Raw genomic sequence first — 24,484 nt, forward strand, 5'->3', positions numbered from 1 at the left:
ACCAAGGACAATGCATGGCGGGCCGGCAAAAAGCCAGCCCCGCCCTGTTGTTAACGTGAATCCGGAATCGGAGGGAGGAGGGGACCTAGAACGGGTTCCAGGTCGCCCGCGGCGTGTATTTGAGGTAGCCGATATTGGCGCCCAGCCGCAGACCGAGGCCGGAGCGGATCGGCACCAGTACGATGTTGTTGGCGGTGAGCGCCGTCATGCCGAAGCCGCCGATGATGTAGGCCGAGCCGTCGAGGCCGGCGAAGCGCTGGTAGATCGCGTTGGTGGCGGGCAGGTTATAGACCAGCGTCATGGTGCGCGCGCCGTCGCCGCCCCAGTCGAAGCCGAGCGACGGACCCTGCCAGTAGACGCGCAGGTCGCCGGCGTTCTTGGTGTAGAGCGTGCCTTCGCCATAGCGCAGGCCGGCGACGAACGCGCCGGAGCCTTCCTCGCCCAGGATATAGCCGTTCGGCAGGCCCCATTGGCTGACTGCCTTCTCGATGATCGAGGCAAGGCCGCGCGAGACGTTGCCGAAGAAGCGGTGGCCGGCGGTGACGAGCTCGTCCGGCCCATAGGTGTTGGGCGTCGGGGTCCGCTGCGGCGGCGGCAGGTCCGGCGGCGGCGCGGCCGTCTGGGCGGAGGCCGGCACGATCCAGCCAGCCAGCGCTACGAGCGCCACTGCGGCAAGGCGTGATGCGAAATTCATAAAAGAACCCCTGGTATCGATTCCGGTCCGCTTCCCTTAACCTGACGCCAACAGGCACGGTTCTAGGTTGCACCGGATGTCCCCTCGACTCGGATGTTATCCGCAGCAACTATGACGGCACAACGGCAGGAAGATAGCCCTTTGCGCCCCGGAATTGCCTTGATCGGCCGTCTGGTCTGCCTGCTGGCGGGCATTTGGCTCGCCTGCTCCGGATTGCCGGCGCAGGCTGCCACCACCGAGCGGATCGTCGTCAATCGCTTCTCGGGCGTCGCCATCGAAGGCTTCGATCCCGTGGCCTATTTCGTCGATGGCAACCCCGGGCAGGGGACGGCGGAATTCGAGGCCAACCTCTGGGGCGCGGTCTGGCGCTTCCGGAACGAGGGCAACCGCGCCTCCTTCCTGGCCCATCCCGAGATCTACGGCCCGCAGTTCGGCGGCTATGACCCGGCCGATATCGCGCGCGGCGTCGTCGTCGCCGGCAATCCCCGCTTCTTCGTGATCGCGGAGCAGCGGCTCTATCTGTTCAGCCGCGAAGACAACCGCGACGCCTTCGCCGCCAATCCCGAGCGCTTCCTGTATGAAGTCGGCAAGCGCTGGCCGGCGCTTCAGGACAAGCTCAGCCAGTAGGCATGACCGCCCCGGAATCGCCCCAGGCGACGAACGCCGGGATGATGAATCCGGTATCGCCACGCTCGCCGAACCGGATCGCGCCGCCCTTGCCGTCGGTCACCTTGCCGCCGGCTGCCGTGACCACGGCGCAGCCCGCCCCGACGTCCCATTCCGAGGTCGGCCCGAAGCGGGGGTAGATGTCGGCGCTGCCCTCGGCGATCCGGCCGAATTTGACCGCCGAGCCACAGGTCTTTCTGACGGCGTTGGGCCGGCTGTCGATGAAGGCTTCGCTCGTGGGGTCGCCGTGCGAGCGGCTCACCGCCGCGACCCAGGGCTCGCCGTGCCCGGGCAGTTTGCGGGTCCGGATCGGCTCGGCAGCGCCGATCCTGCTGCCGTCAAACCTCACGCGCTCGGCGCCGCGGCCGACGATGCCGCGCCAGAGCAGCCCGAGCGCGGGCGCGCTGACAATGCCGAGCAGCGGCACGCCCTCGGTCACGAGGGCGAGGTTGACGGTGAACTCGTCGCGCCCGGCGACGAACTCCTTGGTGCCGTCGAGCGGGTCGATCAGGAAGAAGCTGCCGCGAAACGGCGGTGAAGCGAGCTGGCACCGCTCCTCCGAGAGTGACGGCACATCTCCGGCAAGCCGGGTCAGGCCTTCCGCAATGATTCGGTCGGCGGCGAGGTCGGCCTCGGTGACAGGTGAGCCATCCTGCTTGCCGTCAACCCGCATCGCCGCGCGGTTGACCGCGAGGATCGCCTCGCCGGCCTGAACCACCAGGGCGGTCAGGGGCTCCATCAGCCGAGATGCGGCCTCGCCGTCGATAATCCTCACCTGCATGCCTCATTCATTGGCAAATCTCGCATTGGCAAGTCTCGCCTCTCTTCACCTGATTCGCCTGCATGCCTTATGGCCGCTTCGAACGTATCGCAAGCTAGCTGCCACGGGCTGGCGAATGATAGAACCCGCAGCATCCGTCAAGCCATGCGTGATTCGCCGCGTCCGTGCCGTGCAATTCCAGGAACCCTTTATGTCTGACGCTCCGTCGCCCGGTACCGCCACCGCTCCAGATGCGCTCGAACTTGCAGCACTCCTGTGTTCGCGGGTCTGCCATGATCTCATCAGCCCTGTTGGCGCCATCGTCAACGGGCTCGAGGTGCTCGATGACAATCCAAAGCCCGAGGACCGCGAATTCGCGCTCGACCTGATTCGCAAGAGTGCGAAGACGGCCTCCGCCCGCCTGCAGTTCTGCCGGCTCGCCTTCGGCGCCGCCGGCTCCTCCGGCGCGCAAATCGATCTCGGCGACGCCCAGACCATGGCGCGCGGCCACATCGAGGACGGCAAGTGCACGATCACGTGGAATCTGCCGCGGCTGCTGATGCCGAAGAATCGCGTCAAGTTGCTGCTCAATATGCTGGTCGTGTCCCAGCACACGATTCCGCGCGGCGGCACGCTGACGATCGATCCGATCGGCGAGGGCGAGACGATGAGCTTCCGCATCACGGCGACCGGACACAACGCCCGCCTGCCGCAGAACATCTCCGAGCTTCTGAGCGGCGAACGCGGGCCGGCGGCCGATGCGCACGCGATCCAGCCTTATTATACGCGGCTGTTGGCGCAGGCCTGCGGACTCACCGTGACGCTCAAGCCAGAGGGCGAAGCCATCATCATTACCGCTTCGTAAACGCGCGCACCGCATTTGGACGTTAATCGAATCTTTACGAGGCGCTTCGGCTTGTCCGGAGCGCCTTATCTCTTTGTTGGTTTCGTTCTTTTGCACATACTCAACCATTATTAAACGCTTTGCGGTGAAGCTGGCCCCATTCTGAAATGGCGCATCACAATTCGTGCGTGCCCTCACTGTATGAAGGCCTGTTTTCATGGATGATCTGTTGCGGGAGTTTCTGACGGAGACCAGCGAGAGCCTGGACACCGTCGACAATCAGCTGGTGAAGTTCGAGCAGGAGCCGAACAACGCCAAGATCCTGGATAACATCTTCCGCCTGGTCCACACCATCAAGGGTACGTGCGGCTTCCTCGGACTGCCGCGGCTTGAAGCGCTGGCGCATGCCGGCGAGACCCTGATGAGTAAATTCCGCGACGGCATGCCGGTGACGGGACCGGCGGTGACGCTGATCCTGTCCTCGATCGACCGCATCAAGGAGATCCTGGCCGGCCTCGAGGCCACCGAAGCCGAGCCCGAAGGCACCGACCGCGATCTCATCGACAAGCTGGAAGCGATGGTCGAGCAGGGCATGGCGGCTATGTCAGCGTCGGCGCAGCCGATCGCGGCAGGCTCGGCGCAGCCGATGCCGGCCGGTGCTGCTGCTCCCGTTGCTGAAGCGCCGCCGCTGGTGCCGGAAGCGCCCGCTGCCGTAGCGCCCGCGCCCGCAAAGGAGCTGACCACGGGCTCCCTGATCGACCAGACCCTGGAGCGCCCGCTGCGTCCGGGTGAAGTGTCGCTGGACGATCTCGAGCGCGCCTTCCGCGAGACCGCGATCGAGGTGCCTGCGCCTGTCGCGGCAAAGGCCGAGCCCGCGCCGGTTGCTGAAGCGCCCGCGCCTGCTGCCAAGGAGAAGGCGCTCAAGGAAAAGGCTGCCAAGAAGTCGGCGGCCGACGAGACCGCTTCCGAAGGCGACCGCGTTGCCAACCAGTCGATCCGCGTCAACGTGGATACGCTGGAGCATCTGATGACCATGGTCTCCGAGCTGGTGCTGACCCGCAACCAGCTGCTGGAGATCTCCCGCCGCAACGAGGACACCGAGTTCAAGGTGCCGTTGCAGCGCCTCTCCAACGTCACCGCCGAGCTGCAGGAAGGCGTCATGAAGACGCGCATGCAGCCGATCGGCAATGCCTGGCAGAAGCTGCCCCGCATCGTCCGCGATCTGTCGAGCGAACTCGGCAAGCAGATCGATCTGGAGATGCACGGCGCCGACACCGAGCTCGACCGCCAGGTGCTCGACCTGATCAAGGACCCGCTCACCCACATGGTGCGCAACTCCGCCGATCATGGCCTGGAGACCCCCGCCGAGCGCCTCGCCTCCGGCAAGGGCGAGCAGGGCACCATTCGGCTCTCCGCCTATCACGAAGGCGGCCACATCATCATCTGCATCGCCGACAACGGCCGCGGCCTCAACACCGAGAAGATCAAGGCCAAGGCCATCTCCTCAGGTCTCGCCACCGAGGCTGAGCTCGAGAAGATGTCGGAAGCCCAGATCCACAAGTTCATCTTCGCGCCGGGCTTCTCCACCGCGGCCGCCATCACCTCGGTCTCCGGCCGCGGCGTCGGCATGGACGTGGTCCGCACCAATATCGACCAGATCGGCGGCACCATCGACATCAAGTCGGTGGCCGGTGAGGGCTCCTCCGTCACCATCAAGATCCCGCTGACGCTCGCCATCGTCTCCGCGCTGATCGTCGAAGCCGCCGGCGACCGCTTTGCGATCCCGCAGCTCGCGGTGGTCGAGCTGGTCCGTGCCCGCGCCAACAGTGAACACCGCATCGAGCGCATCAAGGACACGGCGGTCCTCAGGTTGCGCAACAAGCTGCTGCCGCTGATCCATCTGAAGAAGCTCCTCAAGATCGACGACGGCGCGGCCAGCGATCCCGAGAACGGTTTTATCGTGGTGACCCAGGTCGGCAGCCAGACCTTTGGTATCGTCGTCGACGGCGTGTTCCACACCGAAGAAATCGTGGTCAAGCCGATGTCGACGAAGCTGCGTCACATCGACATGTTCTCGGGCAACACGATCCTGGGCGATGGCGCGGTCATCATGATCATCGACCCCAACGGCATTGCCAAGGCGCTCGGCGCCGCCGGCTCCTCGGCCCATGACATGGCCGACGACAACGGCGCGCACCACATCGGTTCGGGCGAGCAGACCACCTCGCTGCTGGTGTTCCGCGCCGGCTCGTCCCAGCCCAAGGCGGTCCCGCTCGGGCTCGTCACCCGCCTGGAAGAGCTCCCGGCCGACAAGATCGAGTTCTCCAACGGCCGCTACATGGTGCAGTACCGCGAGCAGCTGATGCCGCTGGTGGCCATGGACGGCGTCACCATCGCCAGCCAGGGCGCGCAACCGATCCTGGTGTTTGCCGATGACGGCCGCTCCATGGGCCTCGTCGTCGACGAGATCATCGACATCGTCGAGGAACGGCTCAACATCGAGGTCGGCGGCTCCGCCTCCGGCATTTTGGGCTCGGCCGTGATCAAGGGCCAGGCCACCGAGGTGATCGACGTCGGCCACTTCCTCCCGATGGCGTTCGCCGACTGGTTCACCCGCAAGGAGATGAAGCCGTCGATGCATTCGCAGTCGGTGCTGCTGGTCGACGACTCGGCGTTCTTCCGCAACATGCTGGCGCCGGTGCTCAAGGCCGCCGGCTACCGCGTCCGCACCGCGCCGACTGCGCAGGAGGGCCTCGCGGCGTTGCGTGCACAAACCTTCGACGTGGTCCTGACCGACATCGAGATGCCCGACATGAACGGGTTCGAGTTCGCGGAAGTGATCCGCTCCGACAGCAATCTGGGCGCGATGCCGATCATCGGCCTCTCGGCGCTGGTGTCGCCGGCCGCGATCGAGCGCGGCCGTCAGGCCGGCTTCCACGATTATGTCGCCAAGTTCGACCGTCCCGGTCTGATCGCGGCGCTGAAGGAACAGACCGCGGGTGCCGCCGGCGCCTCCGAGCTGAACCGGGCAGCGGCGTAAGCGGCACGAGAGGAGACGCAAAGATGAGCAAGAAGATGCAGACGGGCGAAGGCGCCATGGTCGAATACGTCACCGCGATGATCGGCGGCCAGCTGTTCGGCCTGCCGATCTCCCGCGTCCAGGACGTGTTCATGCCCGAGCGCGTCACCCGCGTTCCCTTGTCCTCGCGCGAGATCGCAGGCGTGCTGAACCTGCGCGGCCGCATCGTCACCGTGGTCGACATGCGCGCCCGCCTCGGCCTGCCCAAGCCCGAGGACGGCAAGACGGCGATGGCGGTCGGCGTCGACCTGCGCGGTGAATCCTATGGCCTCCTGATCGACCAGATCGGCGAGGTGCTGCGGCTGTCCGAGGACGGCAAGGAAGAAAACCCCGTCAATCTCGACCCCCGCATGGCCAAGCTCGCCGGCGGCGTCCACCGTCTCGACGGCCAGCTCATGGTCGTCCTCGACGTCGATCGCGTTCTCGAGCTCGCGCCCGAGATGATGGCGGCCTGATACGGCGGCATCGCCGCCGACGGACTCGCAATTGGAAGTGTCCCCGCAAAGGGGATCAGAAGCAGAGGTTCACATGCGCACGTGTCTCGTCGTTGATGATTCCAGCGTCATCCGCAAGGTTGCGCGCCGGATCCTGGAAGGCCTCGACTTCCAGATTCTCGAAGCTGAGGACGGTGAGAAGGCGCTGGAGGCCTGCAAGCGCGGGCTGCCCGACGCCGTGCTGCTCGACTGGAATATGCCGGTCATGGATGGCTACGAGTTCCTCGGCCATCTGCGCCGCATGCCCGGCGGCGACCAGCCCAAGGTGGTGTTCTGCACCACCGAGAACGACGTGGCGCATATCGCGCGCGCGCTGCACGCCGGCGCCAACGAATACATCATGAAGCCTTTCGACAAGGACATCGTGACGGCGAAGTTCCAGGAAGTCGGCTTGATCTGAGCGAACACCGGAGGCTGAACGGCTCCTTCGGCGTTTGTTTTCAACTAAACCGTTTCAGTCTGAGTTGGTGAGTAATGAGTGTTGCGTTCGCAGGTAATTCGACCACGGGCTTGTCGCGCGAAGCCGGGCCGCTGCGGGTGATGGTCGTCGACGACTCCGTCGTCATCCGCGGTCTGATCTCGCGCTGGATCGGAGCCGAGCACGACATGGAGGTCGCGGCCTCGCTACGCACCGGGCTCGAAGCAGTCAACCAGATCGAACGCATCAATCCCGATGTCGCCGTGCTCGACATCGAAATGCCCGAGCTCGACGGCATCTCGGCGCTGCCGCAACTGCTGGCGAAGAAGCGCGATCTCGTCATCATCATGGCCTCGACGCTGACCCGCCGCAACGCGGAGATCAGCTTCAAGGCGCTGTCGCTCGGCGCGGCCGACTACATTCCGAAGCCGGAATCGACACGCGAGACGTCCGCCGCTGACATCTTCCATCACGACCTGATCCAGAAGATCCGTCACCTCGGTGCACGGCTGCGCCGGAAGCCGGCGGTCGCGAGTCCGCCGCTGGCGCCCGCGAGCTCTGCTGCCCCGGCCGCACGTGCACCGGCCGTTGCGCGGCCCGCCGCGCCTGCACCGGCCTTGCATGCGCTGTCGTCAGGTCCGCTCACCACGCGTCCGTTCTCGACCCAGGCGCCGAAGGTGCTGCTGATCGGCTCATCGACCGGTGGCCCGCAGGCGCTGATGGCGCTGGTCACCGAGCTCGGCCCGGTGATCGACCGCGTTCCGGTGCTGATCACCCAGCACATGCCGCCGACCTTCACCACCATTCTCGCCGAGCATCTGGCGCGTTCGAGCCGCAAGCCGGCAGCCGAGGCCATCGACGGCGAGCCGGTGAAGCCGGGGCGCATCTATCTTGCGCCCGGCGGCAAGCACATGCGCGTGGTGCGGAGCGGCGCTGAAGCCGTGATCGCGCTCGACGACGGTCCCGCCGTCAATTTCTGCAAGCCCGCCGTCGACCCGCTCTTCACCTCTGCCATCGACATCTGGCACGGCAGCATCCTCTCCGTCATCCTGACGGGCATGGGCTCGGACGGCATGCGCGGCGGCAAGGACATCGTCGCCGCCGGCGGCAGCGTGATCGCGCAGGACGAAGCTTCCAGCGTGGTGTGGGGCATGCCCGGTGCGGCCGCCAATGCCGGCATCTGCGCGGCGATCCTGCCGCTCAACCAGATCGGCGCGAAGGTCAACCGCCTGTTCGCGGGAGACCGCTCGTGACGCCCACGGACTACGAGTATCTGCGCAAGTTCCTGAAAGAGCGCTCCGGTCTCGATCTTTCGCCCGACAAGCAATATCTGGTCGAGAGCCGCTTGTTGCCGCTGGCCCGCAAGGCGAGCCTGCCCGGCATCCCCGATCTCGTGCTCAAGATCAGAAACGGCGATGGCCGGCTTGCGACCGATGTGGTCGAAGCCATGACCACCAACGAGACGTTCTTCTTTCGCGACAAGATCCCGTTCGATCACCTGCGCGACAGCATCGTGCCCGGCCTGATCCAGGCCCGCGCGGCGCGCAAATCGCTGCGCATCTGGTCGGCGGCTTCGTCGACCGGGCAGGAGCCCTATTCGATTGCGATGTGCCTGAAGGAGATGGACGCCGCGCTCGCGGGCTGGCGCATCGAGATCGTCGCCATCGATCTGTCGCAGGAAGTGCTGGAGAAATGCAAGGCCGGCGTCTACAGCCAGTTCGAGGTGCAGCGCGGTCTGCCGATCCAGCTTCTGATGAAATACTTCACGCAGTCGGGCGAGGTCTGGCAGCTCAACGCCGACATTCGCGCGATGGTGCAGTTCCGTCAGCTCAATCTGTTGCAGGACTTCTCCCATCTCGGCACGTTCGACGTGATCTTCTGCCGCAATGTGCTGATCTATTTCGATCAGGACACCAAGGCGGTGATCTTCGAGCGCATGGCAAAGGGCCTGGAAGCGGACGGCACGCTGTTGCTCGGCGCCGCCGAATCCGTCGTCGGCATCACCGACGCGTTCCGCCCGATCTCCGATCGCCGTGGTCTCTACCAGCTCAATCCGGCGCGCTCCGGCCGGGCGATGGGTGGCCTGATGCCGCAACCGCTGAAGGTCGCCGCGGCGAGGTGAGATGCTTCTTTACCCTCTCCCCTTGCGGGAGAGGGTGGCTTCGCGATAGCGAAGCCGGGTGAGGGGTCTCTTTCCGCGAGTCCAACTCTCATTGCATATGCCGAGAGAGACCCCTCATCCGGCGCTTCGCGCCACCTTCTCCCGCAAGGGGAGAAGGAAGAAACAACACCTTACAAAATTGCGTGCGGCAGAAACCGCGAGCTGTTGCCCGTGATCGGGCTCTCGTCCTCGCGGATCGAAAGCCCGCATGGCTCGTGGTTCACCAGCCAGCTTCCCACCACCGGATAGACACCGGAAAAGTTCGGCAGCGGTGACAGCGCCTGGCGCACGAAGCCTTCGGCACCGTAGGGGCCGGCGTGCTCGTCGAGTGACATTCCGCCCGACACCAGCGTGACATTGGCGCCTTCGCGCGACAGCAGCGGCTTGCGGACATAGGAGCTGCCGAGCTCGGCTGCGCGCGGATCGTCCTCGAAGAAGGCCGGCAGCAGATTGGGATGGTTCGGAAACATCTCCCAGAGCAGCGGCAGGATGCCTTTGTTGGAGAGGACCGCCTTCCATGGCGGCTCGATCCAGCGCGTCGGAGCGCCGGCGAGCTTGGCACCGAAGGCGTCGTGGAACATCCATTCCCAGGGGTAGAGCTTGAAGGCGAGCTCCATGTCGCGGTCGTCGAGATCGACGAAGCCGCCGGCCTCGTCGCGCCAGCCGATCTCTTCGATGTCGAGCAGCGTGGTCGACAGGCCTGCCTGGCGCGCGGTGTCTTCGAGATAAGCAAGCGTGCCGGCGTCTTCCTCGTTGCCGGTCGTGCCTGTGAGATGCAGATGACCGCCCGCGCCGATCGCTTTCCACGCCTCGATCAGCCGCTCGTGAATGGAGTTGAACTGGTCGGCGCGCGCCGGGATGATGCGCCGCTCGATCGCCTGCTCGAGCCAGGTCCATTGAAACACCGCGGCCTCGAAGATCGAGGTCGGCGTGTCCGCATTGTATTCGAGCAGTTTCGCCGGACCGTCGCCGTCGAATTTCAGGTCGAGCCGGCCGTAGAGGCTGCTGTCGTCGCGCTTCCAGCTGTCCGCGATCAGGTCCCAAAACGCTTCCGGAATCTTGAGTCGCCGCAAATGGCGTTCGTCGCCGATCACGCGGCCGGCGAGCTCAAGGCACATCGCATCGATCTCGCCGGTCGGCGTCTCGATTGAGCGCTCGATCTCGTCGAGTGAGAACGCATAATAGGCGCGCTCGTCCCAATAACGCTCGCCGTCGATGGTGTGGAAGGCAAAGCCGCATTGTTCGGCGGTCTGTTGCCAGTCGTCGCGCTCGGGACAAATGATGCGTTGCATGTGTCAGCCGCCGCCGTGACCGCCATGACCATGACCGCCGCCATGACCGCCATGGCCTTGACCGGGATGGCCACCGTGCATGTGATGCAGCGTGCCGCCGAAGCCACCATAGCTCGGCCGGCAATAGGGCTTGCCGTCGATGCCGGGCACGGCTTCGAGGCCGGACCCGCAGGGGCGTTCGCGCTTCACAAATCCCATCGAGACCGCACCGACCGCAGCACTCCCCATCAAGGTGAGCACGACTCTTCGCGAACGCTTCATATCGCTTCCTCCCGCCACATCACCTAAGCAGACCGGTGCGCGGCGTTGAACTCACAAATCCGCGCCTCAGCCGCCGCCCGAGAAGCCATGCGCAAACGAGCCGAAGCCGCCGCGCGTGACGCCACCGGAGCCGGAATCGGACGACGTCCCTGACGAGGAATGGCTTGAGGAGTCGCTGCTGTAGAAGCTCGACCGCGACGACCAGTGCGAGCCGCTGCCGCTCGATGAGCTGCTGCTACAGTTGGTGGTCGTTGGCGCAGGCGCCGTTGCGCCGGGGATTGTCGCCCCGGGGACTGTCGCCGCTGGAGGCATGGGATCGCAGTTTCGCCGCGGCATCAGCATGAAGGCGGTGGTGCCGACCGCGATCGTGCCCATCACCAGCAGCGCGACATGGCCCGAGCGCTTCACCGGCTCCCGCGGCGGCAGCGGCAGGTCCGCCGGCCGGCGCGGCCGGCGCTTGCTGAACTCCTTGCTGGGAGGATTGGCGGCCATATCAGTAGATCATGCAGGCGGCGTTCAAGAGGCCCGCGGCGAGCGACGACAGACCGAGCCAGATTGCGGGCGCGAGCTCGCCTGCTGCGATCCGCCCCGACAGGTTCGGCACCGGGATTTTCACGATGTAGAACACCGCGACCTGCACGATCAGCGCGATTGCAGCCCAGATCAGGCAGTCCAGCACATTGGCCGAATGCGCGATCGCGCTGAACAGCGGCGCCACGAAGCCGAGCAGGCTGAGGCCGAGCGCAATCGCAGCCGCTGGATCATTGTCGCGGATCAGCTGGAACTCGTTGTGCGGCGTGATCCGCGTGTAAACGAAGAGATATGCCACTATCGCGATCAGGCCGATGCAGAAATAGACCAGGAAGGCGGGCAGACCGGCGAGCGATTGCAGGATCATGGGGGAGGTCCGACGTTGACGGCCTGAATTCTGGCACGATCGCTTGGTCGCCGTATCGGGCGGAACGGTTCGATCCCCAGAAACCGAACCGGCTCTCCGGTGGCACCGGGCGCTGCACAAATTTTCGGGCCGTGTGAGACATGCTTCACAAATGCGTCTCGAGGTTGCATGTGATAGTCTTGTGAATTGACGTTGTCGCCGTCGTGAAGGAGCACATGAGTTGCACCCTCGATGAGACCAGGCCGCAGGTGATTTTGATGCGCATGGAGATACCCGTCGGATGGCGGGTCGTCCGGATTTGAAAGACGTGTTGTTCAAGTCGTTCTTGGCCGAGTGAGGCTGCTATGCCCAGTGCCGAATATCTAGAACTCGAGATTGGCTCCGATTTGCCGGTAGGTGGCGGCCCGCAGGAATATTATGGCAAGGTCGTCAAGTCACCGGTCGGCGAGGCGCCGAAGAGCCGGTTGAAGTTCTGGTTCAGCGCCCCCGGCGTGCTGGCAAAACTGCGCGGAGAGCTCGAAAACGCAGTTCTGGAAATCGACGACAAAAGTCATTCGGGGCTCGCGACGCGCGGTGAACAGGTGTTGCGGGATTTCGGGCGTGGAGTTTTCCGGAGCGTCTTCACCGAAGTTCCCTCGATTCAGAATATCTACCAGCAGAGCAAGGGCAAATCCGACGACTTCCGGATCAAGCTGCGCATCGAGGCGACGGAGCTTGCCGGGCTGCCATGGGAATATCTCTTCGACGAAAATGACCAGCCCGGCTTCGTGAGCCTCTCGCGACCGATCGTGCGGCATCTCGACACGGTGGGCGCCGTGGGACGAATGGGCGTCAAGGGTCCGCTGCGTATTCTCGGCATGATCTCCGACCCTTCGACCGGTGAGTGGCCCAAGCTCAACGTGGCCAAGGAACGCGAACGCATCAACAAGGGCATCGACGCCCTTCAGCACGCGGGCAGGGTGGATTTCCAGTGGGTCCCGGGCGGGTCGGGAAAGGACCTGATGAAGAAGCTCCTGGAAGGAGACTGGCACGTCTTCCATTTCATCGGGCACGGCGGGGTCGAGGACGAGATTCCGGGCGGCGAGGCTGACAGCTTCAACGAGCGCGGTTTCATCGTCATGGTCGACGAGGACGGCAAGCCGGTCAAACGGTTCGCCTCGGATCTGGCGACAATGCTGACCGGCGCGCGCAAGAGCCTTCGGTTGATCGTCCTCAATTGCTGCGAGAGCGCCAGGATCAATGTCGGCGATCGGTTTGGAAATCCGGCGATCGGGTTGATGAAGACGGGATGGCTGCCCGCGGTGATCGCGATGCAATTTCCCATTACCGACGGTGCCGCAATCTCGATGTCGGAGGGATTTTATGAGGCGCTGTCCAAGAACCAGCCGATCGACGATGCGGTGATGCTGGCGCGCAAGTTCATTCAGCAGAAGTCGCGGGTCGAGTGGGGAATTCCGGTTCTCTACATGCGATCGTCCGACGGCAGGATATTCGACGTCGAAAATCCACAGCCGCCGCCGGACCCGCCCGAGAAGGCGCGGTTCTCGAAGGAGGAGCTTCAGAGGCGGCGCGATGAGTTCATGATCGCGCTCGCTGCTTCGCCGCGCACGGTCGCCGCTTTGGAGGAATTGACCCGGAGCGGTACGGAACTGCATACGCTGCTGAAAGACGACGGCGAACTCTCGGTTCGCCTGGCCAAGGCGTACTTTGATCTTGGGACGCTGCAACACAGGCAAAAGCTGATCAAGGAAGCCGCCGCGAGCTTCGCCTATATGCTGGAGCTGGATCCCACCAAAGCGGAGTACCGCGTGCGTCGCGCCAACTTCAACGCGACCATGGGCTTTCACGAAAATGCGCTGACCGACATCAACGAGGCCATCAAGCTTCATCCGGAGAATCCCGAATTCTACTGGATCAAGGGCATCATCAGCATGATGGCGGCAGGGACTGACGACAAGGGCGGCTATCTCGAGGAGGCGATCAAGGCATTCGGCGTTGCCATCGCCAGGAACGAGAACGAGCCCAAATATCTGGCGTCCCGTGCCAACGCGTACGCGCAGTCAAAGAATGTGGCGATGGCGCTGAACGACATGGACAGTGCAATCGCGCTGGCGCCGGACAACGCCGATTTCGCGGGTCAGAAGACCAGGATCGAAAATCTGGCCGCGTGACCTTTACTGAACAGAGACGGCTGGGCGCCGAGGTGTCCGGCATGCGAACCATAGCCATGGGAGTTCGCCGTGTCGCTTGATAAGCTCGTTGAATTGTTGAAATTCACCTTCGATCTGCTCGCCGGCCCGGCGCTCGTTGCCTTGTTCTACTGGTTCAGGTTTCACACCTCCAAGGGTACGCGATCATACACGACGAAGCCTCTGTTTGCGTTTGGCGTGGTCGCCTTCATGATTCCGTTCGTCCTCATCTATAAAGGGCTCTCGTATGCGCTGCCGCCCCTTGCATCGATCTGGCTCCTGATTCTCGCCTGGCTCGTCCCGATCCTTCCCGCGGCATGGCGCAATTTCTGCCAGGGCCTCGCCGGCATTCCCGCAGGCGCGCTCGCCTTGCGAGATGAGTTGGCCGCATCCCCGTTCCAGGTGTCCCAGAGCGACGAACCCGTCTTGCAGCGCAGGTTCGCGCGGATCGGTTATCGGGTCGACGATTTTCGCGCGGTGCAGTCGACCGCCATCCAATCCCGTTTCATGAAGATATCGGCAATCATGGTTCATCTCGAACGCTGGGCTGCGGATCGGGAAAGCTTCATGGAGCGCAACGCCGAGCGGTACGCGGAGCTTCTGGCCGTGTTCGACGTGCTGTGCTTCCGCACAGTGCGCGTGCTCAAGAACAGTCGGGATATCTATGGAGCGATCATGGAGGAAAGCCAGGTCGAGCCGGACGACTGGCAGGCTCTCGATTCTCTTTCGACGCGGCACAGTGCGGTCAGCCAGCTTCAGCTGGCGGCTCAAACGGCCGCAGGAGCCATGCTGGAGGATTTGCGCAAGGATATGGACTCGCTTCTCAACAATCTCATGTTGTTCGCGGTGCGCGCTGCCCTGGCCGGCGAGTGGAGTCTCGACCGCAGCAAGCGAAGGCTGGGCGAGATCGGATTCACGCTGGAGCCGGCATCACCTGGCATCATGAAATTTGTGGCGAAAGTAACGGCATTCACGTTTGTCTGGTGCCTGCTGTGGCTGCTCGCATCGGGCAAGATCATCGAGATGCCGGGAGACCAGTCCGCTGGTGCAATGCGAACGCTGATCCTGACGCCGCTCTACTTCATCGTGAACTTCTCGCTGGTGTATTACTTCAAGCGGCAATTCGCTTTCGCGAACGAAAGCATCTTCGGCCGACTTCCAGTCGGGTTTATTCTCTCAGTCGGGATCTTGGGGGCGCTGCTGACGCTGCCGGTCCAGATGTGGTTCGATCATGCTCAGTTCTCGCAAGGACCCTATCCAGATGTCGTGCTGCACGAGCTGCCGGTCTTGGTCTTTCCCTGGGGCATTGGGGCGATGGCGGCCCTGCTGGTGCAGGATTCAACCTGGGACAGACGGTCGCGAAAGACGAGGCAGTTGAGGGATGGCCTCGTCTTTGGTGGCGGTATGACGCTGATGTTATTCGTCCTGCTGGCTATTCACCGGGTCGCCCCGATACCGGTGATGGGAATCGCCGACCACCTTTCCCCATCGGTGTTCTTGCTGTTCTTCGTGCTGCCGACCTTCTTGTTCGGGTTTATCATCGGCTACGGGATGATCGGCCGGCTCCGCGAGGCGGCCGCGCGCTGCCCGGTCAGTAACGCGCCTCTCGTAAGTCCTGCGTTCGCGAGCGCCTGACGAAGCCCCCAAAAACAAAACCCCGCCATTTGCGGCGGGGTCCAGGCTGGGAGAAGCAAGCCCGACAGGGGCTTCGCGACTTAAACGGATCAGGCGGGGATGCGCTCCTCGACCTCGTGCGGCTCGCGCAGCACGTAGCCGCGGCCCCAGACGGTCTCGATGAAGTTGCGTCCCTCGGAAGCGTTGGCGAGCTTCTTGCGGAGCTTGCAGATGAAGACGTCGATGATCTTCAGCTCGGGCTCGTCCATGCCGCCATAGAGGTGGTTGAGGAACATTTCCTTGGTGAGGGTCGTACCCTTGCGGAGCGAGAGCAGCTCCAGCATCTGGTATTCCTTGCCGGTCAGGTGCACGCGCTGGCCACCGACCTCGACCGTCTTGGTGTCGAGGTTGACGACGAGGTCGCCGGTCTGGATGACCGACTGGGCGTGACCCTTGGAGCGGCGCACGATCGCGTGGATGCGGGCAACCAGCTCGTCTTTATGGAAGGGTTTGGTCATGTAGTCGTCGGCGCCGACGCCGAGACCCTTGACCTTGTCCTCGATGCCGGCGAGGCCGGAGAGGATCAGGATCGGTGTCTTGATCTTGGAGACCCGAAGCTGCTTGAGCACGTCGTAGCCGGACATGTCGGGCAGGTTGAGGTCGAGAAGGATAATGTCGTAATCGTATAATTTACCGAGATCGACGCCTTCTTCCCCCAAATCGGTCGTGTAGACGTTGAAGCTCTCAGACTTCAGCATCAGCTCGATCGACTGCGCGACGGCGCTGTCATCTTCAATCAGCAAAACGCGCATGCCAGTTCCCCATAGTCGCCGCTCCTGGGCGTCAGGTCGGCCGCATTCGCGGCACTCAACAAAACGCCTTTGAACAACTGATTCGGATCCTGACAACAGATGGTTAACAAATCCTGATTCTGGAACGCAAGTCCCCACGGGTGCAATTTTTGTCGAATCGCCCTAAGGTCTTGCGCGCGAAGCAGCTTTCGTTATCCGGCTCCGTTCAAGTTCCACTTTAAGAGACGGGCCTAACCGACTCCCGCGACTCAGCCTTCTTCTGAAGGGGAGTCACGCTCAGTCACAAAGACAGTGACGCAATGATTAACGATGCGGGTAAACACGGAGTTAAGCGCCGTTCAGAAATATGGCGAAATTTAAGGGTTTCGCCATGAAGGCCCCCGATGGCGCGTCCCCTATGAAGGCCCTCTTATGAAGGCTGCTCCATGAAAGCTGTTTTATGAAAGCTCTTGCCGAACAGATCGGCGATATCGACGGCGTCAATATCTATGGCCGTGTGGTCGGCGTGCGCGGCCTCATGGTCGAGGTCGCCGGCCCGATCCACGCGATGTCGGTCGGCGCGCGGCTTGTGATCGAGACCGGCGCCAACCGTTCCATCCCCTGCGAGGTGATCGGTTTCTCCGGCAACAACGCTGTCGTGATGCCGTTCGCCGGCCTCGATGGTGTGCGTCGCGGCTGCAGGGCTGTGATCGCCAATGCCGCCAATCAGGTGCGTCCGTCATCGGCCTGGCTCGGCCGCGTCGTCAACGCGCTGGGCGAACCGATCGACGGCAAGGGGCCGTTGCCGCAAGGTGCCTCGCCGATGCCGTATCGCAATTCGCCGCCGCCGGCGCATTCGCGCAAGCGCGTCGGCAGCCCGCTCGATCTCGGCGTGCGCGCGATGAACACCTTCCTGACCTGCTGCCGCGGCCAGCGCATGGGCATCTTCGCGGGTTCCGGCGTCGGCAAATCCGTGCTGCTCTCGATGCTTGCGCGCAACGTCGATGCCGCGGTCAGCGTCATCGGGCTGATCGGCGAACGCGGCCGCGAGGTCCAGGAATTCCTGCAGGACGACCTCGGCGAGGAGGGGCTGGCGCGCTCCGTCGTGGTGGTTGCGACCTCCGACGAGCCGGCCCTGATGCGGCGGCAGGCCGCGTATCTGACGCTCGCGGTCGCCGAATATTTTCGCGACGAGGGCCAGGACGTTCTCTGCCTGATGGACTCGGTGACGCGTTTCGCCATGGCCCAGCGCGAGATCGGGCTGTCCGCGGGCGAGCCGCCGACCGCCAAGGGCTACACGCCGACCGTCTTCACCGAACTGCCGAAACTTCTGGAGCGCGCCGGACCGGGCCTCGGGGAGGGCGCGATCACCGCGATCTTCACCGTGCTGGTCGACGGCGACGATCACAACGAGCCGATCGCCGACGCCGTCCGCGGCATCCTCGATGGCCACATCGTGATGCAGCGCTCGATCGCGGAGCGCGGCCGCTATCCCGCCATCAACATCCTCAAATCGGTGTCGCGCACCATGCCGAAATCGGCCGATCCGCAGTTCTGGCCGACCATCCAGAAGGCGCGGGCGGTGATGGCGACCTACGCCGACATGGAGGAGCTGATCCGGCTCGGCGCCTACCGGGCCGGCTCCAGCCCCGAGGTCGACGAGGCGATCCGCCTGCACGAGCCGCTGGAGGCCTTCCTGCGCCAGCGCAAGGACGAAAATGCCTCGCTGGCCGACGGTTACCGCCAGTTGGCGCAAATCCTCGGTAATTTGGAAACGGAACGCTAACTTTGTCCCGTCATCATCCGATCCCACAGAGTAGCAGAGCCGGTCTTGGCCCAATCGGGCCTGTGGGGAGACCGGTGTCGTCCCACGTGCAGCTAAGGGACTTCTGGGGAGTACGAGTCGATGAAGTCACGTGATACCCTCATCCGCCTGAAGAAGTTTCAGGTCGACGAGAAGCGCCGCCGGGTCGCCCAGATCGAGTCCATGATCGCCGACTTCCAGCGGATGTCGACCGATCTGGATCGCGAGATCCAGACCGAGCAGGACCGCGCCGGGATCAACGATCCCGCGCATTTCGCCTATCCGACCTATGCCAAGGCTGCCATCCAGCGCCGCGAGAACCTGACCCGCTCGGCCGATGAGCTGAGGGGCCAGCTCGAGGAGGCCAAGGCCGCGCTCGGGGAGGCTTTCGAGGAGCTGAAGAAGGTCGAGCTTCTGGACGAGCGTGACCAGGCCCGCGAGCGCGCCGAGGAAAACGCCCGCGAGCAGGCCGATCTCGACAGCATCGGCCTGATGCGCTCCCGCATCGGCGCCGTCGCCTGACGGCAGCCAGCGGTCAAAATCGCTAGAGAATGTGCGAGCCCGGACCCGCAAGGTCCGGGTTTTTGCGTGCGCTGTCCACAGCGTGGCGCGCCGCCCCTTGGTGAGGGGCTCGGCCGCGCGCTATGGTAGTGGGGTGCCGGGGTCCGCGCGGGATGCGACGAGGCCTGCGCGTTGGGGGGCTGAATGCTGACGCCAGCTGAGCTGGTTGGGCTGATCGAGGCGGTGGCGAAGCGCGACCAGGCCGCGTTCGAGCGCCTCTACGGCGCCACGCGCGCGAAACTCTATGGCGTCGTCCTCCGTATCTTGCGCCGACAGGATCTCGCAGAGGAGGTCATTCAGGAGACCTACGTCAAGATCTGGAACAGCGCCGGCCAGTTCAATCCGACGTTGTCATCGCCGATCACGTGGATGGCGTCGATCGCGCGCAACCGCGCCATCGACATCGTGCGCAAGAAGACGGAAGCCTCCATCGAGGAGGAGCCGCAGGCGATGGAAGTCGCGGCCGACAGTCCCGATCCCCTGGCGCGCCGGGAGATGTCCGAGGAGTTGAAGCGGCTCTTGGAATGCATTGGTCGCCTCGAGCCGGATCGTCAGCGGCTCGTGCTTCTCGCCTATTACAACGGCTGGAGCCGCGAGCAATTGGCGGAGAAATTCGCTGCGCCCGTCAACACGGTGAAGACGTGGCTCCGGCGCAGCATGTTGGATATCCGGGAGTGCCTCGGACTTTAGAGGATGATGAGAGTGCAGGTGCTGGCCCAGGGCCTTTTCTTCACCTCTCCCATAGGGAGAGGTCGGATTGCATCGCAAGATGCAAGCCGGGTGAGGGGCTGCGCGCTTTCTTGGGACCTGAACCCCTCACCCGCTTTGCACTGGACGATGCTTCGCATCGCCAGGAGCAAATCGACCTCTCCCCATGGGAGAGGTGAAAGAAATTGATGGCCTACAGCGAGGACCATATCGCGCTCGCCGCGGAATATGCGCTCGGCACACTCGATGCCGACGAGCGCGCGCAGGTCGTGACCATGATGGCGGTGGACCCGGAGTTCGCCGCGATCGTGCAGGCGTGGGAATTCCGGCTCGGCGTCCTCAATCAGATGGTCGGCACGATCGAGCCGCGGCCGATCGTGTGGGAGAACATCCGGCGCGAGATCGCGCGGACGCTCTCGTCGCAGGATTCGACCGAGGCGCCGCCGGTGCTGTCGGAGGCGCCGCCACCACCACTGCCGGAGTTCTATTCGCCGGAGCCTCCATCGCCCGAGTCTTCGACGACAGAGTCTTCGACGACAGAGTCTTCAGCGACAGAGGCTCCGTCGCTGGACGCGCAGCAGTCGACGTCGCCCGAATCCAACTCCGATGCCATTCCGATTTTCCCGCCGCAGTTCGTGCCGCAGACCCATGCGCCCGACCCGCGCGTTGCGCCCGTGACGCAGGCGCCGGTCGTCGACGGTAGCAACGTGATCTATCTCGAGGGCCGCGTGAAGCGCTGGCGCACGATCGCCTCCGCCGTGGGCGCGCTCGCGGCCGCGCTGCTGGTGACGCTGTCGCTTCAGATCTTCCTGCCCGATGCGCTGCCGGGCGCGCTGCGGCCCGCACCGCGTATCCAGACGGTCGAGCTTAAGACACCGGCCGCGCCGCTGTCTTCGCCCGCGCAATATGTTGCGCTGTTGCAGGGCCAGAGCGGCGGTCCCGCCTTCATCCTCACCATTGACGGGGCGACCAAGAACTTCACGGTGCGCAAGGTCGGCGCGACGCCGGAGCCGGGCAAGAGCTTTGAGCTCTGGCTGATCTCCGACAGGCTGCCGCGCCCGCGGTCGCTGGGCGTGATCGGCAGCGGCGACTTCACGGCACGCCGGTTGCTCGCCGGCTACGATGCCGATGTCGTCAACGGTGCAACCTATGCCGTCACGGTCGAGCAGTCGGGCGGCTCGCCCAACGGCCAGCCGACCTCGGCGCCGGTGTTTTCCGGCAAGCTGATCGAGACCGTGCCGCCGTCCCAGCCGCAGGTTCCCGCGAAGAAGTAGCTTTCCATCGTCGTCCTGGCTTTCCAGGCTGTGTGAAAACCCAGCGAGTTATGGTGTTTTGGGTTTGGCTTGATTCGAGGCGATGATGGGGCACGTGACGGGACAATCGCGATACCAGACGACGCTTTTTCCGGAGGTTCTGGACGAAGCTGTGGGCCGGGACGATCCGGTTCGGGTGATCGACGCGTTTGTCGCGGGGCTCGAGTTGGAGCAGCTCGGGTTTTCCAAGGCTATTGCGGAGGAGATGGGACGACCGCCCTACGCGCCGGGCGACCTGTTGAAACTGTATATTTATGGGTACTTGCACCGGGTGCGGGCGAGCCGTCGGCTGGAGGCCGAGACGCGGCGCAACATTCAGGTGATGTGGCTGCTCAACCGTCTGACGCCGTCGTTCAAGACGATAGCGGACTTCCGCAAGGACCATGCAGAAGCGATCGTGAAGGTATGCCGCGCCTTCATTGGGTTCTGCGGGGAGCAGTCGCTGTTCGGGGCGGAGTTGCTGGCGATCGACGGGACCAAGATCGCGGCGGTGGCGAGCCGCAAGCAGGTGGTGACGCCGCAACGTATCGCGAAGATGAACGCGGCGATCGACCGCCGGATTGCGGATTATCTGGCGTCGATGGACGACGCCGACCGGACGGAGGCGGGCTCGGTCGGCAAGCCTGTCGATGTTGCGGCTGCGATCGAAGCTCTCAAGGCGCAAAAGGATCAACTACAAGCTCAGGCGCAAGATCTGGCGGCGCGCGGGCTCAAGCAGGAGGTCATGACCGAGCCGGAAGCACGGTTGATGCGCACGCCGCACGGCCACGCGGTCGCCTACAATGCGCAGACCGTGGTCGATGCCGAGCACAAGCTGATCGTGGCGTTCGATCTGACGAACGAGGGCAACGACCTGCAGCAGCTCCATCCGATGGCGGTGCAGGGCAAGGCTGCGGTCGAGGCCGACGAGATCACGGTCGTGGCCGACACCGGCTATTCGAACGGCGAACATGGGGCGCTCTGCGAGCAGGACAGGATCACCGCGATCGTGCCGCGGCCAGAGGTGGTCAATCCGAAGGGCCCCCAATACTTCAGCCGGGATCGGTTCAGCTACGACCATGAGAGCGACACCTGGCGTTGTCCGGCCGGGGAGACGCTGAGCCTGTTCAAGACTTCGCAGACCCAGCAGCAGAAGGAATACGCCAGCCGGGCGTGCGGCGCCTGCGCGCTCAAGGCGCAGTGCACGAACGCTGCGCGGCGGGTGATCGTGCGTCATTTTTACGAGGATGAGCGTGAAGCGATGCACCGGCGGGCCGTCGCCGATCCGAGCTGGATGACGCACCGGCGGGAGACCGTCGAACATCCGTTCGGAACCATGAAATGGCTGATGGCCGGTCCGCGCTTCCTGGTGAAGGGGTTGAAAAAGGCAAAAGCCGAGCTCGCCCTGGGTGTCCTCTGCTACAATCTCAAGCGGGTGGCCAACATCCTCGGCGTGCCGGCCTTGCTGGGAGCGTTGGCACCATCTGCGGCCTGACAGGGGTACTTTTGCCTCCCGCTCAATCGTCCCAGCTTCCAGCGCGACTTCTCGCACGGCCTGTTTCGCCAGGACGACGACCGTGGGGGCATCGGGGCTTTAAACGGCCGCTACAAGCCTATCATTTGTCGCCCGGGTCCATTTCGTCGTCGTAATCCGACAAGTCTTGCTGAATTCACCTGTGATTTGAACCTCCATGCATTTCCAGGCGTCAAATGCCCGGAATTCGCAGTCGGCATCGCCGATCATGGTGCCGGAGAGGGGCTAGAAATCAGATGGATACAGCCAAGCCGCCGGGCGTCTTTGTTCACCAATATGCAGGCCTGCCGCAGGGGCCGGCGTTCGAGCATTGGCGCGACAGGGCCCTGGGGTCCTGTGGCCTCGAGATCGGACCGAGCCAGGGCGACAGCATCGATTGCCGGCTGCAGATCAGCGTGGTCGACAATATCGCGCTCGCGATTCCCGAAGGCTCCTCCGCACAATATTCGCGCACGCAGAGTGGTCTCGCCGACGGCAGCGACGATCTCGTGCTGATCGCCGCGCATGCCGGCCTCGTCAGCATCCGGCAGAACGGTCACACCGTCGAGCTTGCGCCGGCGCAGATGGTGCTGGCCGACATGGGCATCACCGGCAGCGTCGGTCACACCGACGAGAACCGCTTCACCACCATCCGCATGCCGCGCCGCGCGCTGCTCGACATCAATCCGCGCGCCGAGGAGAAGCTGTCCCAGGTTCTGTCGGACGGTGCGGTCGCCGAAACCATCTTCCGCTATCACGCGCTCGCCGCCCATCACGCGCCGCATCTCGACGCCGTCGGCCAGCGCCTGACCGCGCAGCACATGGTCGATCTCGTCGGCCTGCTGCTCGGCACCGATGCCGAGCACGCGGCGCTCGCGCGCGGTCGCGGCCATGCGGCGGCCCGTCTCGATCTCATGCGCGCCGACGTGATGGCCGCACTCGGCCGCAACGACCTCTGCCTGTCCGAGGTCGCCACCCGCTCAGGGCTGAGCCCGCGCCAGGCGCAGCGGCTGTTCGAGCAGGCCGGCACCACCTTCACCGAATTCGTGCTGGAGCAGCGTTTGCTGCTCGCGCGAAAATTGCTCGGCGATCCCCGCGCGCGGGCGCGCAAGATCAGCGACATCGCGCATTCCTCGGGCTTCGCGGACCTGTCCTATTTCAATCGCGCCTTCCGCAAGCGATTCAGCGCGACGCCGTCGGAACTGCGCGAGGCCTGAGCGGCCGGCCCCGCAATCTACTTTTGCCGATCGGCGCCGGCGCGTGACGTCGAGACGTTCTGTCGCGCTGATCGTCGCAAGACGCTTCGCCACGAAACCGTTTCTTGTGCGAAGCGACACCGGCCTGAAACAATCACACGACATCATCGCCGGATTGATCAGCCTGCTGCGGCATGTTCCGCGGCAGCGACATTGCCATTGATGGCGGACGCGCCCGTCTTTTGAAGCGCTTTTTTGAAACAGATCATTGACCGTCACGCTGTGACCAGGAGGGCCATATGGTCAGATTCATTGACCGGCCGCTTGCCCTGTTTGCGTTGCTTATTGCCGGTTTTTCGGCGCCGCTCGCGTCGGCGCAAACCATGCAGCAGGGTTCTCAACCCGGCCTCGCCTTGGCGAGTACCGATTCCTCGGTGCTGGACATGCGCCTTCCAAAGCCGCTCTCGCGGAGCGAGGAAGCCGCACTTCGGCCGAAGGATCGCTTCAGGGAGTGCCAGCATTGTCCGGAGATGGTGGTCGTTCCCGACGGCAGGTTCACCATGGGCGCGAGCGCGAGCGAGCCGGGCAGCACGGAGGACGAGCGGCCGCAGCATCAGGTGACGGTGCAGCGCCTTGGCGTCGGACGTTCGCCCGTGACGTGCGACGAATGGAACGCTTGCGTGAAGGCGAAAGGCTGCAGCCACCAGGCCGAGGTGGCGGCCGATCAGGCGCGCGATTCCGTCACCGGGGTGCTGTGGGAGGAGGCGAGGGATTACGTGCAATGGCTCTCGCGTACGAGCGGCCGCACTTACCGGTTGTTGAGCGAAGCCGAGCGCGAATACGTTACGCGCGCCGGCACCACCACCGCGTTCTGGTGGGGCGATGGACTCGATCCACAGCTGACCGAGGCGACGGCAGCCGATCTGATCGCCGACATCGGCATCGCGATGGCGTCGGTGATATCGGCGACGCCCCGGACCGCCAATCCTTTCGGGCTCTACGAGGTCCATGGCAGCGTATACGATTGGGTCGAGGACTGCTGGCACGACAATTACGTCGGCGCTCCGACGGATGGCTCCGCGTGGGTCATGGGAGACTGCAAGGGCCGCGTCCTGCGCGGCGGCGCGGCCAGCCGTTCCCTGCAGACCCGCCGCTCGGCTGCGCGAATGTGGTCTGGTCCGCCGAACCGGATGAGCTATATGAGCTTGCGCGTGGCAAGAACGCTTGGTCCGTAACAAAGCGTGGTGGA

Annotated in this window: 23 protein-coding genes; 16 read left to right on the top strand and 7 right to left on the bottom strand. The window is 64.2% G+C overall.

Features of this window, described 5'->3' with window-relative positions; genetic code table 11:
- Window positions 1–85: 85 nt before the first annotated feature.
- Window positions 86–694: a DUF1134 domain-containing protein gene (locus tag V1280_RS37230; protein WP_148778845.1), complete on the bottom strand. Its 609-nt coding sequence runs from the start codon at window positions 692–694 to the stop codon at window positions 86–88.
- 141 nt (window positions 695–835) lie between these two features.
- On the opposite strand from V1280_RS37230, the gene V1280_RS37235 reads away from it, so the two are divergent.
- Window positions 836–1,321 carry a YHS domain-containing (seleno)protein gene (locus V1280_RS37235; RefSeq protein WP_334535596.1) on the top strand — a complete coding sequence of 162 codons (486 nt, stop codon included), beginning with the start codon at window positions 836–838 and terminating at the stop codon, window positions 1,319–1,321.
- Here the strand turns inward: V1280_RS37235 and V1280_RS37240 are convergent.
- Window positions 1,311–2,141, bottom strand: coding sequence for a 3'(2'),5'-bisphosphate nucleotidase CysQ family protein (locus tag V1280_RS37240; RefSeq protein WP_334535597.1), 831 nt, complete (start codon window positions 2,139–2,141; stop codon window positions 1,311–1,313). The two genes, V1280_RS37235 and V1280_RS37240, sit on opposite strands and share 11 nt — an antisense overlap.
- A 190-nt stretch (window positions 2,142–2,331) precedes the next feature.
- Here V1280_RS37240 and chpT point away from each other — a divergent pair, with 190 nt between their 5' ends.
- The 6 genes from chpT to V1280_RS37270 all read left to right on the top strand — a co-directional run bounded on the left by chpT (window position 2,332) and on the right by V1280_RS37270 (window position 9,077).
- Window positions 2,332–2,985: a histidine phosphotransferase ChpT gene (gene chpT / locus V1280_RS37245; protein ID WP_334535598.1), complete on the top strand. Its 654-nt coding sequence runs from the start codon at window positions 2,332–2,334 to the stop codon at window positions 2,983–2,985.
- Between the two features lie 196 nt (window positions 2,986–3,181).
- Window positions 3,182–6,004, top strand: coding sequence for a hybrid sensor histidine kinase/response regulator (locus tag V1280_RS37250; protein WP_334532219.1), 2,823 nt, complete (start codon window positions 3,182–3,184; stop codon window positions 6,002–6,004).
- A gap of 23 nt (window positions 6,005–6,027) precedes the next feature.
- Window positions 6,028–6,498 carry a chemotaxis protein CheW gene (locus tag V1280_RS37255; protein WP_334535599.1) on the top strand — a complete coding sequence of 157 codons (471 nt, stop codon included), beginning with the start codon at window positions 6,028–6,030 and terminating at the stop codon, window positions 6,496–6,498.
- Between the two features lie 73 nt (window positions 6,499–6,571).
- Window positions 6,572–6,937 carry a response regulator gene (locus V1280_RS37260; RefSeq protein WP_007600538.1) on the top strand — a complete coding sequence of 122 codons (366 nt, stop codon included), beginning with the start codon at window positions 6,572–6,574 and terminating at the stop codon, window positions 6,935–6,937.
- A 74-nt stretch (window positions 6,938–7,011) separates the two neighbouring features.
- Entirely contained in the window at window positions 7,012–8,208 is a 1,197-nt protein-coding gene (locus tag V1280_RS37265; protein WP_334535600.1) for a protein-glutamate methylesterase/protein-glutamine glutaminase, read from the top strand.
- Window positions 8,205–9,077, top strand: a complete 873-nt coding sequence (locus V1280_RS37270; protein ID WP_334535601.1) for a CheR family methyltransferase — start codon at window positions 8,205–8,207, stop codon at window positions 9,075–9,077. Before V1280_RS37265 ends, V1280_RS37270 begins: the two co-directional genes overlap by 4 nt.
- 170 nt (window positions 9,078–9,247) lie before the next feature.
- On the opposite strand, the gene V1280_RS37275 is transcribed toward V1280_RS37270, so the two are convergent.
- The 4 genes from V1280_RS37275 to V1280_RS37290 form a co-directional block, all read right to left on the bottom strand.
- On the bottom strand, window positions 9,248–10,408 hold the full coding sequence (locus tag V1280_RS37275; RefSeq protein WP_334535602.1) for a glutathionylspermidine synthase family protein: 1,161 nt from the start codon (window positions 10,406–10,408) through the stop codon (window positions 9,248–9,250).
- Between the two features lie 3 nt (window positions 10,409–10,411).
- A complete protein-coding gene (locus V1280_RS37280) occupies window positions 10,412–10,669 on the bottom strand; it encodes a hypothetical protein (protein ID WP_334535603.1) in 258 nt (85 codons plus the stop codon).
- 66 nt (window positions 10,670–10,735) lie between these two features.
- Complete coding sequence (locus tag V1280_RS37285; protein WP_334535604.1) at window positions 10,736–11,161, bottom strand: hypothetical protein; 426 nt, start codon at window positions 11,159–11,161, stop codon at window positions 10,736–10,738.
- Between the two features lies 1 nt (window position 11,162).
- The gene (locus V1280_RS37290; RefSeq protein ID WP_334535605.1) at window positions 11,163–11,567 is read right to left on the bottom strand and encodes a DUF350 domain-containing protein; all 405 of its coding nucleotides are present in this window, start codon (window positions 11,565–11,567) and stop codon (window positions 11,163–11,165) included.
- A gap of 344 nt (window positions 11,568–11,911) precedes the next feature.
- Here V1280_RS37290 and V1280_RS37295 point away from each other — a divergent pair, with 344 nt between their 5' ends.
- On the top strand, window positions 11,912–13,738 hold the full coding sequence (locus tag V1280_RS37295; RefSeq protein WP_334535606.1) for a CHAT domain-containing tetratricopeptide repeat protein: 1,827 nt from the start codon (window positions 11,912–11,914) through the stop codon (window positions 13,736–13,738).
- 69 nt (window positions 13,739–13,807) lie between these two features.
- Window positions 13,808–15,391, top strand: coding sequence for a hypothetical protein (locus tag V1280_RS37300; protein WP_334535607.1), 1,584 nt, complete (start codon window positions 13,808–13,810; stop codon window positions 15,389–15,391).
- A gap of 89 nt (window positions 15,392–15,480) precedes the next feature.
- Here the strand turns inward: V1280_RS37300 and ctrA are convergent, their stop codons facing one another.
- Entirely contained in the window at window positions 15,481–16,182 is a 702-nt protein-coding gene (gene ctrA, locus V1280_RS37305; protein ID WP_007600544.1) for a response regulator transcription factor CtrA, read from the bottom strand.
- Between the two features lie 439 nt (window positions 16,183–16,621).
- On the opposite strand from ctrA, the gene fliI reads away from it, so the two are divergent.
- The 7 genes from fliI (at window position 16,622) to V1280_RS37340 (ending at window position 24,470) form a co-directional block, all read left to right on the top strand.
- Window positions 16,622–17,947 (top strand): flagellar protein export ATPase FliI, encoded by a 1,326-nt coding sequence (fliI, locus tag V1280_RS37310; RefSeq protein WP_334535608.1) that lies wholly within the window; start codon window positions 16,622–16,624, stop codon window positions 17,945–17,947.
- Between the two features lie 120 nt (window positions 17,948–18,067).
- Window positions 18,068–18,487, top strand: coding sequence for a flagellar export protein FliJ (gene fliJ, locus V1280_RS37315; RefSeq protein WP_027532755.1), 420 nt, complete (start codon window positions 18,068–18,070; stop codon window positions 18,485–18,487).
- A gap of 183 nt (window positions 18,488–18,670) precedes the next feature.
- Window positions 18,671–19,216: a sigma-70 family RNA polymerase sigma factor gene (locus V1280_RS37320; RefSeq protein ID WP_195800050.1), complete on the top strand. Its 546-nt coding sequence runs from the start codon at window positions 18,671–18,673 to the stop codon at window positions 19,214–19,216.
- A 206-nt stretch (window positions 19,217–19,422) separates the two neighbouring features.
- The gene (locus tag V1280_RS37325) at window positions 19,423–20,508 is read left to right on the top strand and encodes an anti-sigma factor (RefSeq protein ID WP_334535609.1); all 1,086 of its coding nucleotides are present in this window, start codon (window positions 19,423–19,425) and stop codon (window positions 20,506–20,508) included.
- A 94-nt stretch (window positions 20,509–20,602) separates the two neighbouring features.
- Window positions 20,603–22,021: an IS1182 family transposase gene (locus tag V1280_RS37330; RefSeq protein WP_334534338.1), complete on the top strand. Its 1,419-nt coding sequence runs from the start codon at window positions 20,603–20,605 to the stop codon at window positions 22,019–22,021.
- A gap of 275 nt (window positions 22,022–22,296) precedes the next feature.
- Window positions 22,297–23,256, top strand: coding sequence for a helix-turn-helix transcriptional regulator (locus tag V1280_RS37335; protein WP_334535610.1), 960 nt, complete (start codon window positions 22,297–22,299; stop codon window positions 23,254–23,256).
- A gap of 278 nt (window positions 23,257–23,534) precedes the next feature.
- Window positions 23,535–24,470, top strand: coding sequence for a formylglycine-generating enzyme family protein (locus tag V1280_RS37340; RefSeq protein WP_334535611.1), 936 nt, complete (start codon window positions 23,535–23,537; stop codon window positions 24,468–24,470).
- Window positions 24,471–24,484 lie beyond the last annotated feature (14 nt).

It is taken from the genome of Bradyrhizobium sp. AZCC 2230, assembly GCF_036924495.1.
GTDB lineage: Bacteria > Pseudomonadota > Alphaproteobacteria > Rhizobiales > Xanthobacteraceae > Bradyrhizobium > Bradyrhizobium rifense.

Bases quoted from the DNA above. Each gene is read 5' to 3' on its own strand.
- V1280_RS37255 (WP_334535599.1), top strand. From the start codon at position 6,028: ATGAGCAAGAAGATGCAGACGGGCGAAGGCGCCATGGTCGAATACGTC.
- V1280_RS37290 (WP_334535605.1), bottom strand. From the start codon at position 11,567: ATGATCCTGCAATCGCTCGCCGGTCTGCCCGCCTTCCTGGTCTATTTC.
- V1280_RS37280 (WP_334535603.1), bottom strand. From the start codon at position 10,669: ATGAAGCGTTCGCGAAGAGTCGTGCTCACCTTGATGGGGAGTGCTGCG.
- V1280_RS37265 (WP_334535600.1), top strand. From the start codon at position 7,012: ATGAGTGTTGCGTTCGCAGGTAATTCGACCACGGGCTTGTCGCGCGAA.
- V1280_RS37295 (WP_334535606.1), top strand. From the start codon at position 11,912: ATGCCCAGTGCCGAATATCTAGAACTCGAGATTGGCTCCGATTTGCCG.
- fliI (WP_334535608.1), top strand. From the start codon at position 16,622: ATGAAAGCTCTTGCCGAACAGATCGGCGATATCGACGGCGTCAATATC.
- V1280_RS37260 (WP_007600538.1), top strand. From the start codon at position 6,572: ATGCGCACGTGTCTCGTCGTTGATGATTCCAGCGTCATCCGCAAGGTT.
- V1280_RS37325 (WP_334535609.1), top strand. From the start codon at position 19,423: ATGGCCTACAGCGAGGACCATATCGCGCTCGCCGCGGAATATGCGCTC.
- V1280_RS37275 (WP_334535602.1), bottom strand. From the start codon at position 10,408: ATGCAACGCATCATTTGTCCCGAGCGCGACGACTGGCAACAGACCGCC.
- chpT (WP_334535598.1), top strand. From the start codon at position 2,332: ATGTCTGACGCTCCGTCGCCCGGTACCGCCACCGCTCCAGATGCGCTC.
- V1280_RS37335 (WP_334535610.1), top strand. From the start codon at position 22,297: ATGGATACAGCCAAGCCGCCGGGCGTCTTTGTTCACCAATATGCAGGC.
- V1280_RS37240 (WP_334535597.1), bottom strand. From the start codon at position 2,141: ATGCAGGTGAGGATTATCGACGGCGAGGCCGCATCTCGGCTGATGGAG.
- V1280_RS37250 (WP_334532219.1), top strand. From the start codon at position 3,182: ATGGATGATCTGTTGCGGGAGTTTCTGACGGAGACCAGCGAGAGCCTG.
- V1280_RS37340 (WP_334535611.1), top strand. From the start codon at position 23,535: ATGGTCAGATTCATTGACCGGCCGCTTGCCCTGTTTGCGTTGCTTATT.
- fliJ (WP_027532755.1), top strand. From the start codon at position 18,068: ATGAAGTCACGTGATACCCTCATCCGCCTGAAGAAGTTTCAGGTCGAC.
- V1280_RS37320 (WP_195800050.1), top strand. From the start codon at position 18,671: ATGCTGACGCCAGCTGAGCTGGTTGGGCTGATCGAGGCGGTGGCGAAG.
- ctrA (WP_007600544.1), bottom strand. From the start codon at position 16,182: ATGCGCGTTTTGCTGATTGAAGATGACAGCGCCGTCGCGCAGTCGATC.
- V1280_RS37285 (WP_334535604.1), bottom strand. From the start codon at position 11,161: ATGGCCGCCAATCCTCCCAGCAAGGAGTTCAGCAAGCGCCGGCCGCGC.
- V1280_RS37230 (WP_148778845.1), bottom strand. From the start codon at position 694: ATGAATTTCGCATCACGCCTTGCCGCAGTGGCGCTCGTAGCGCTGGCT.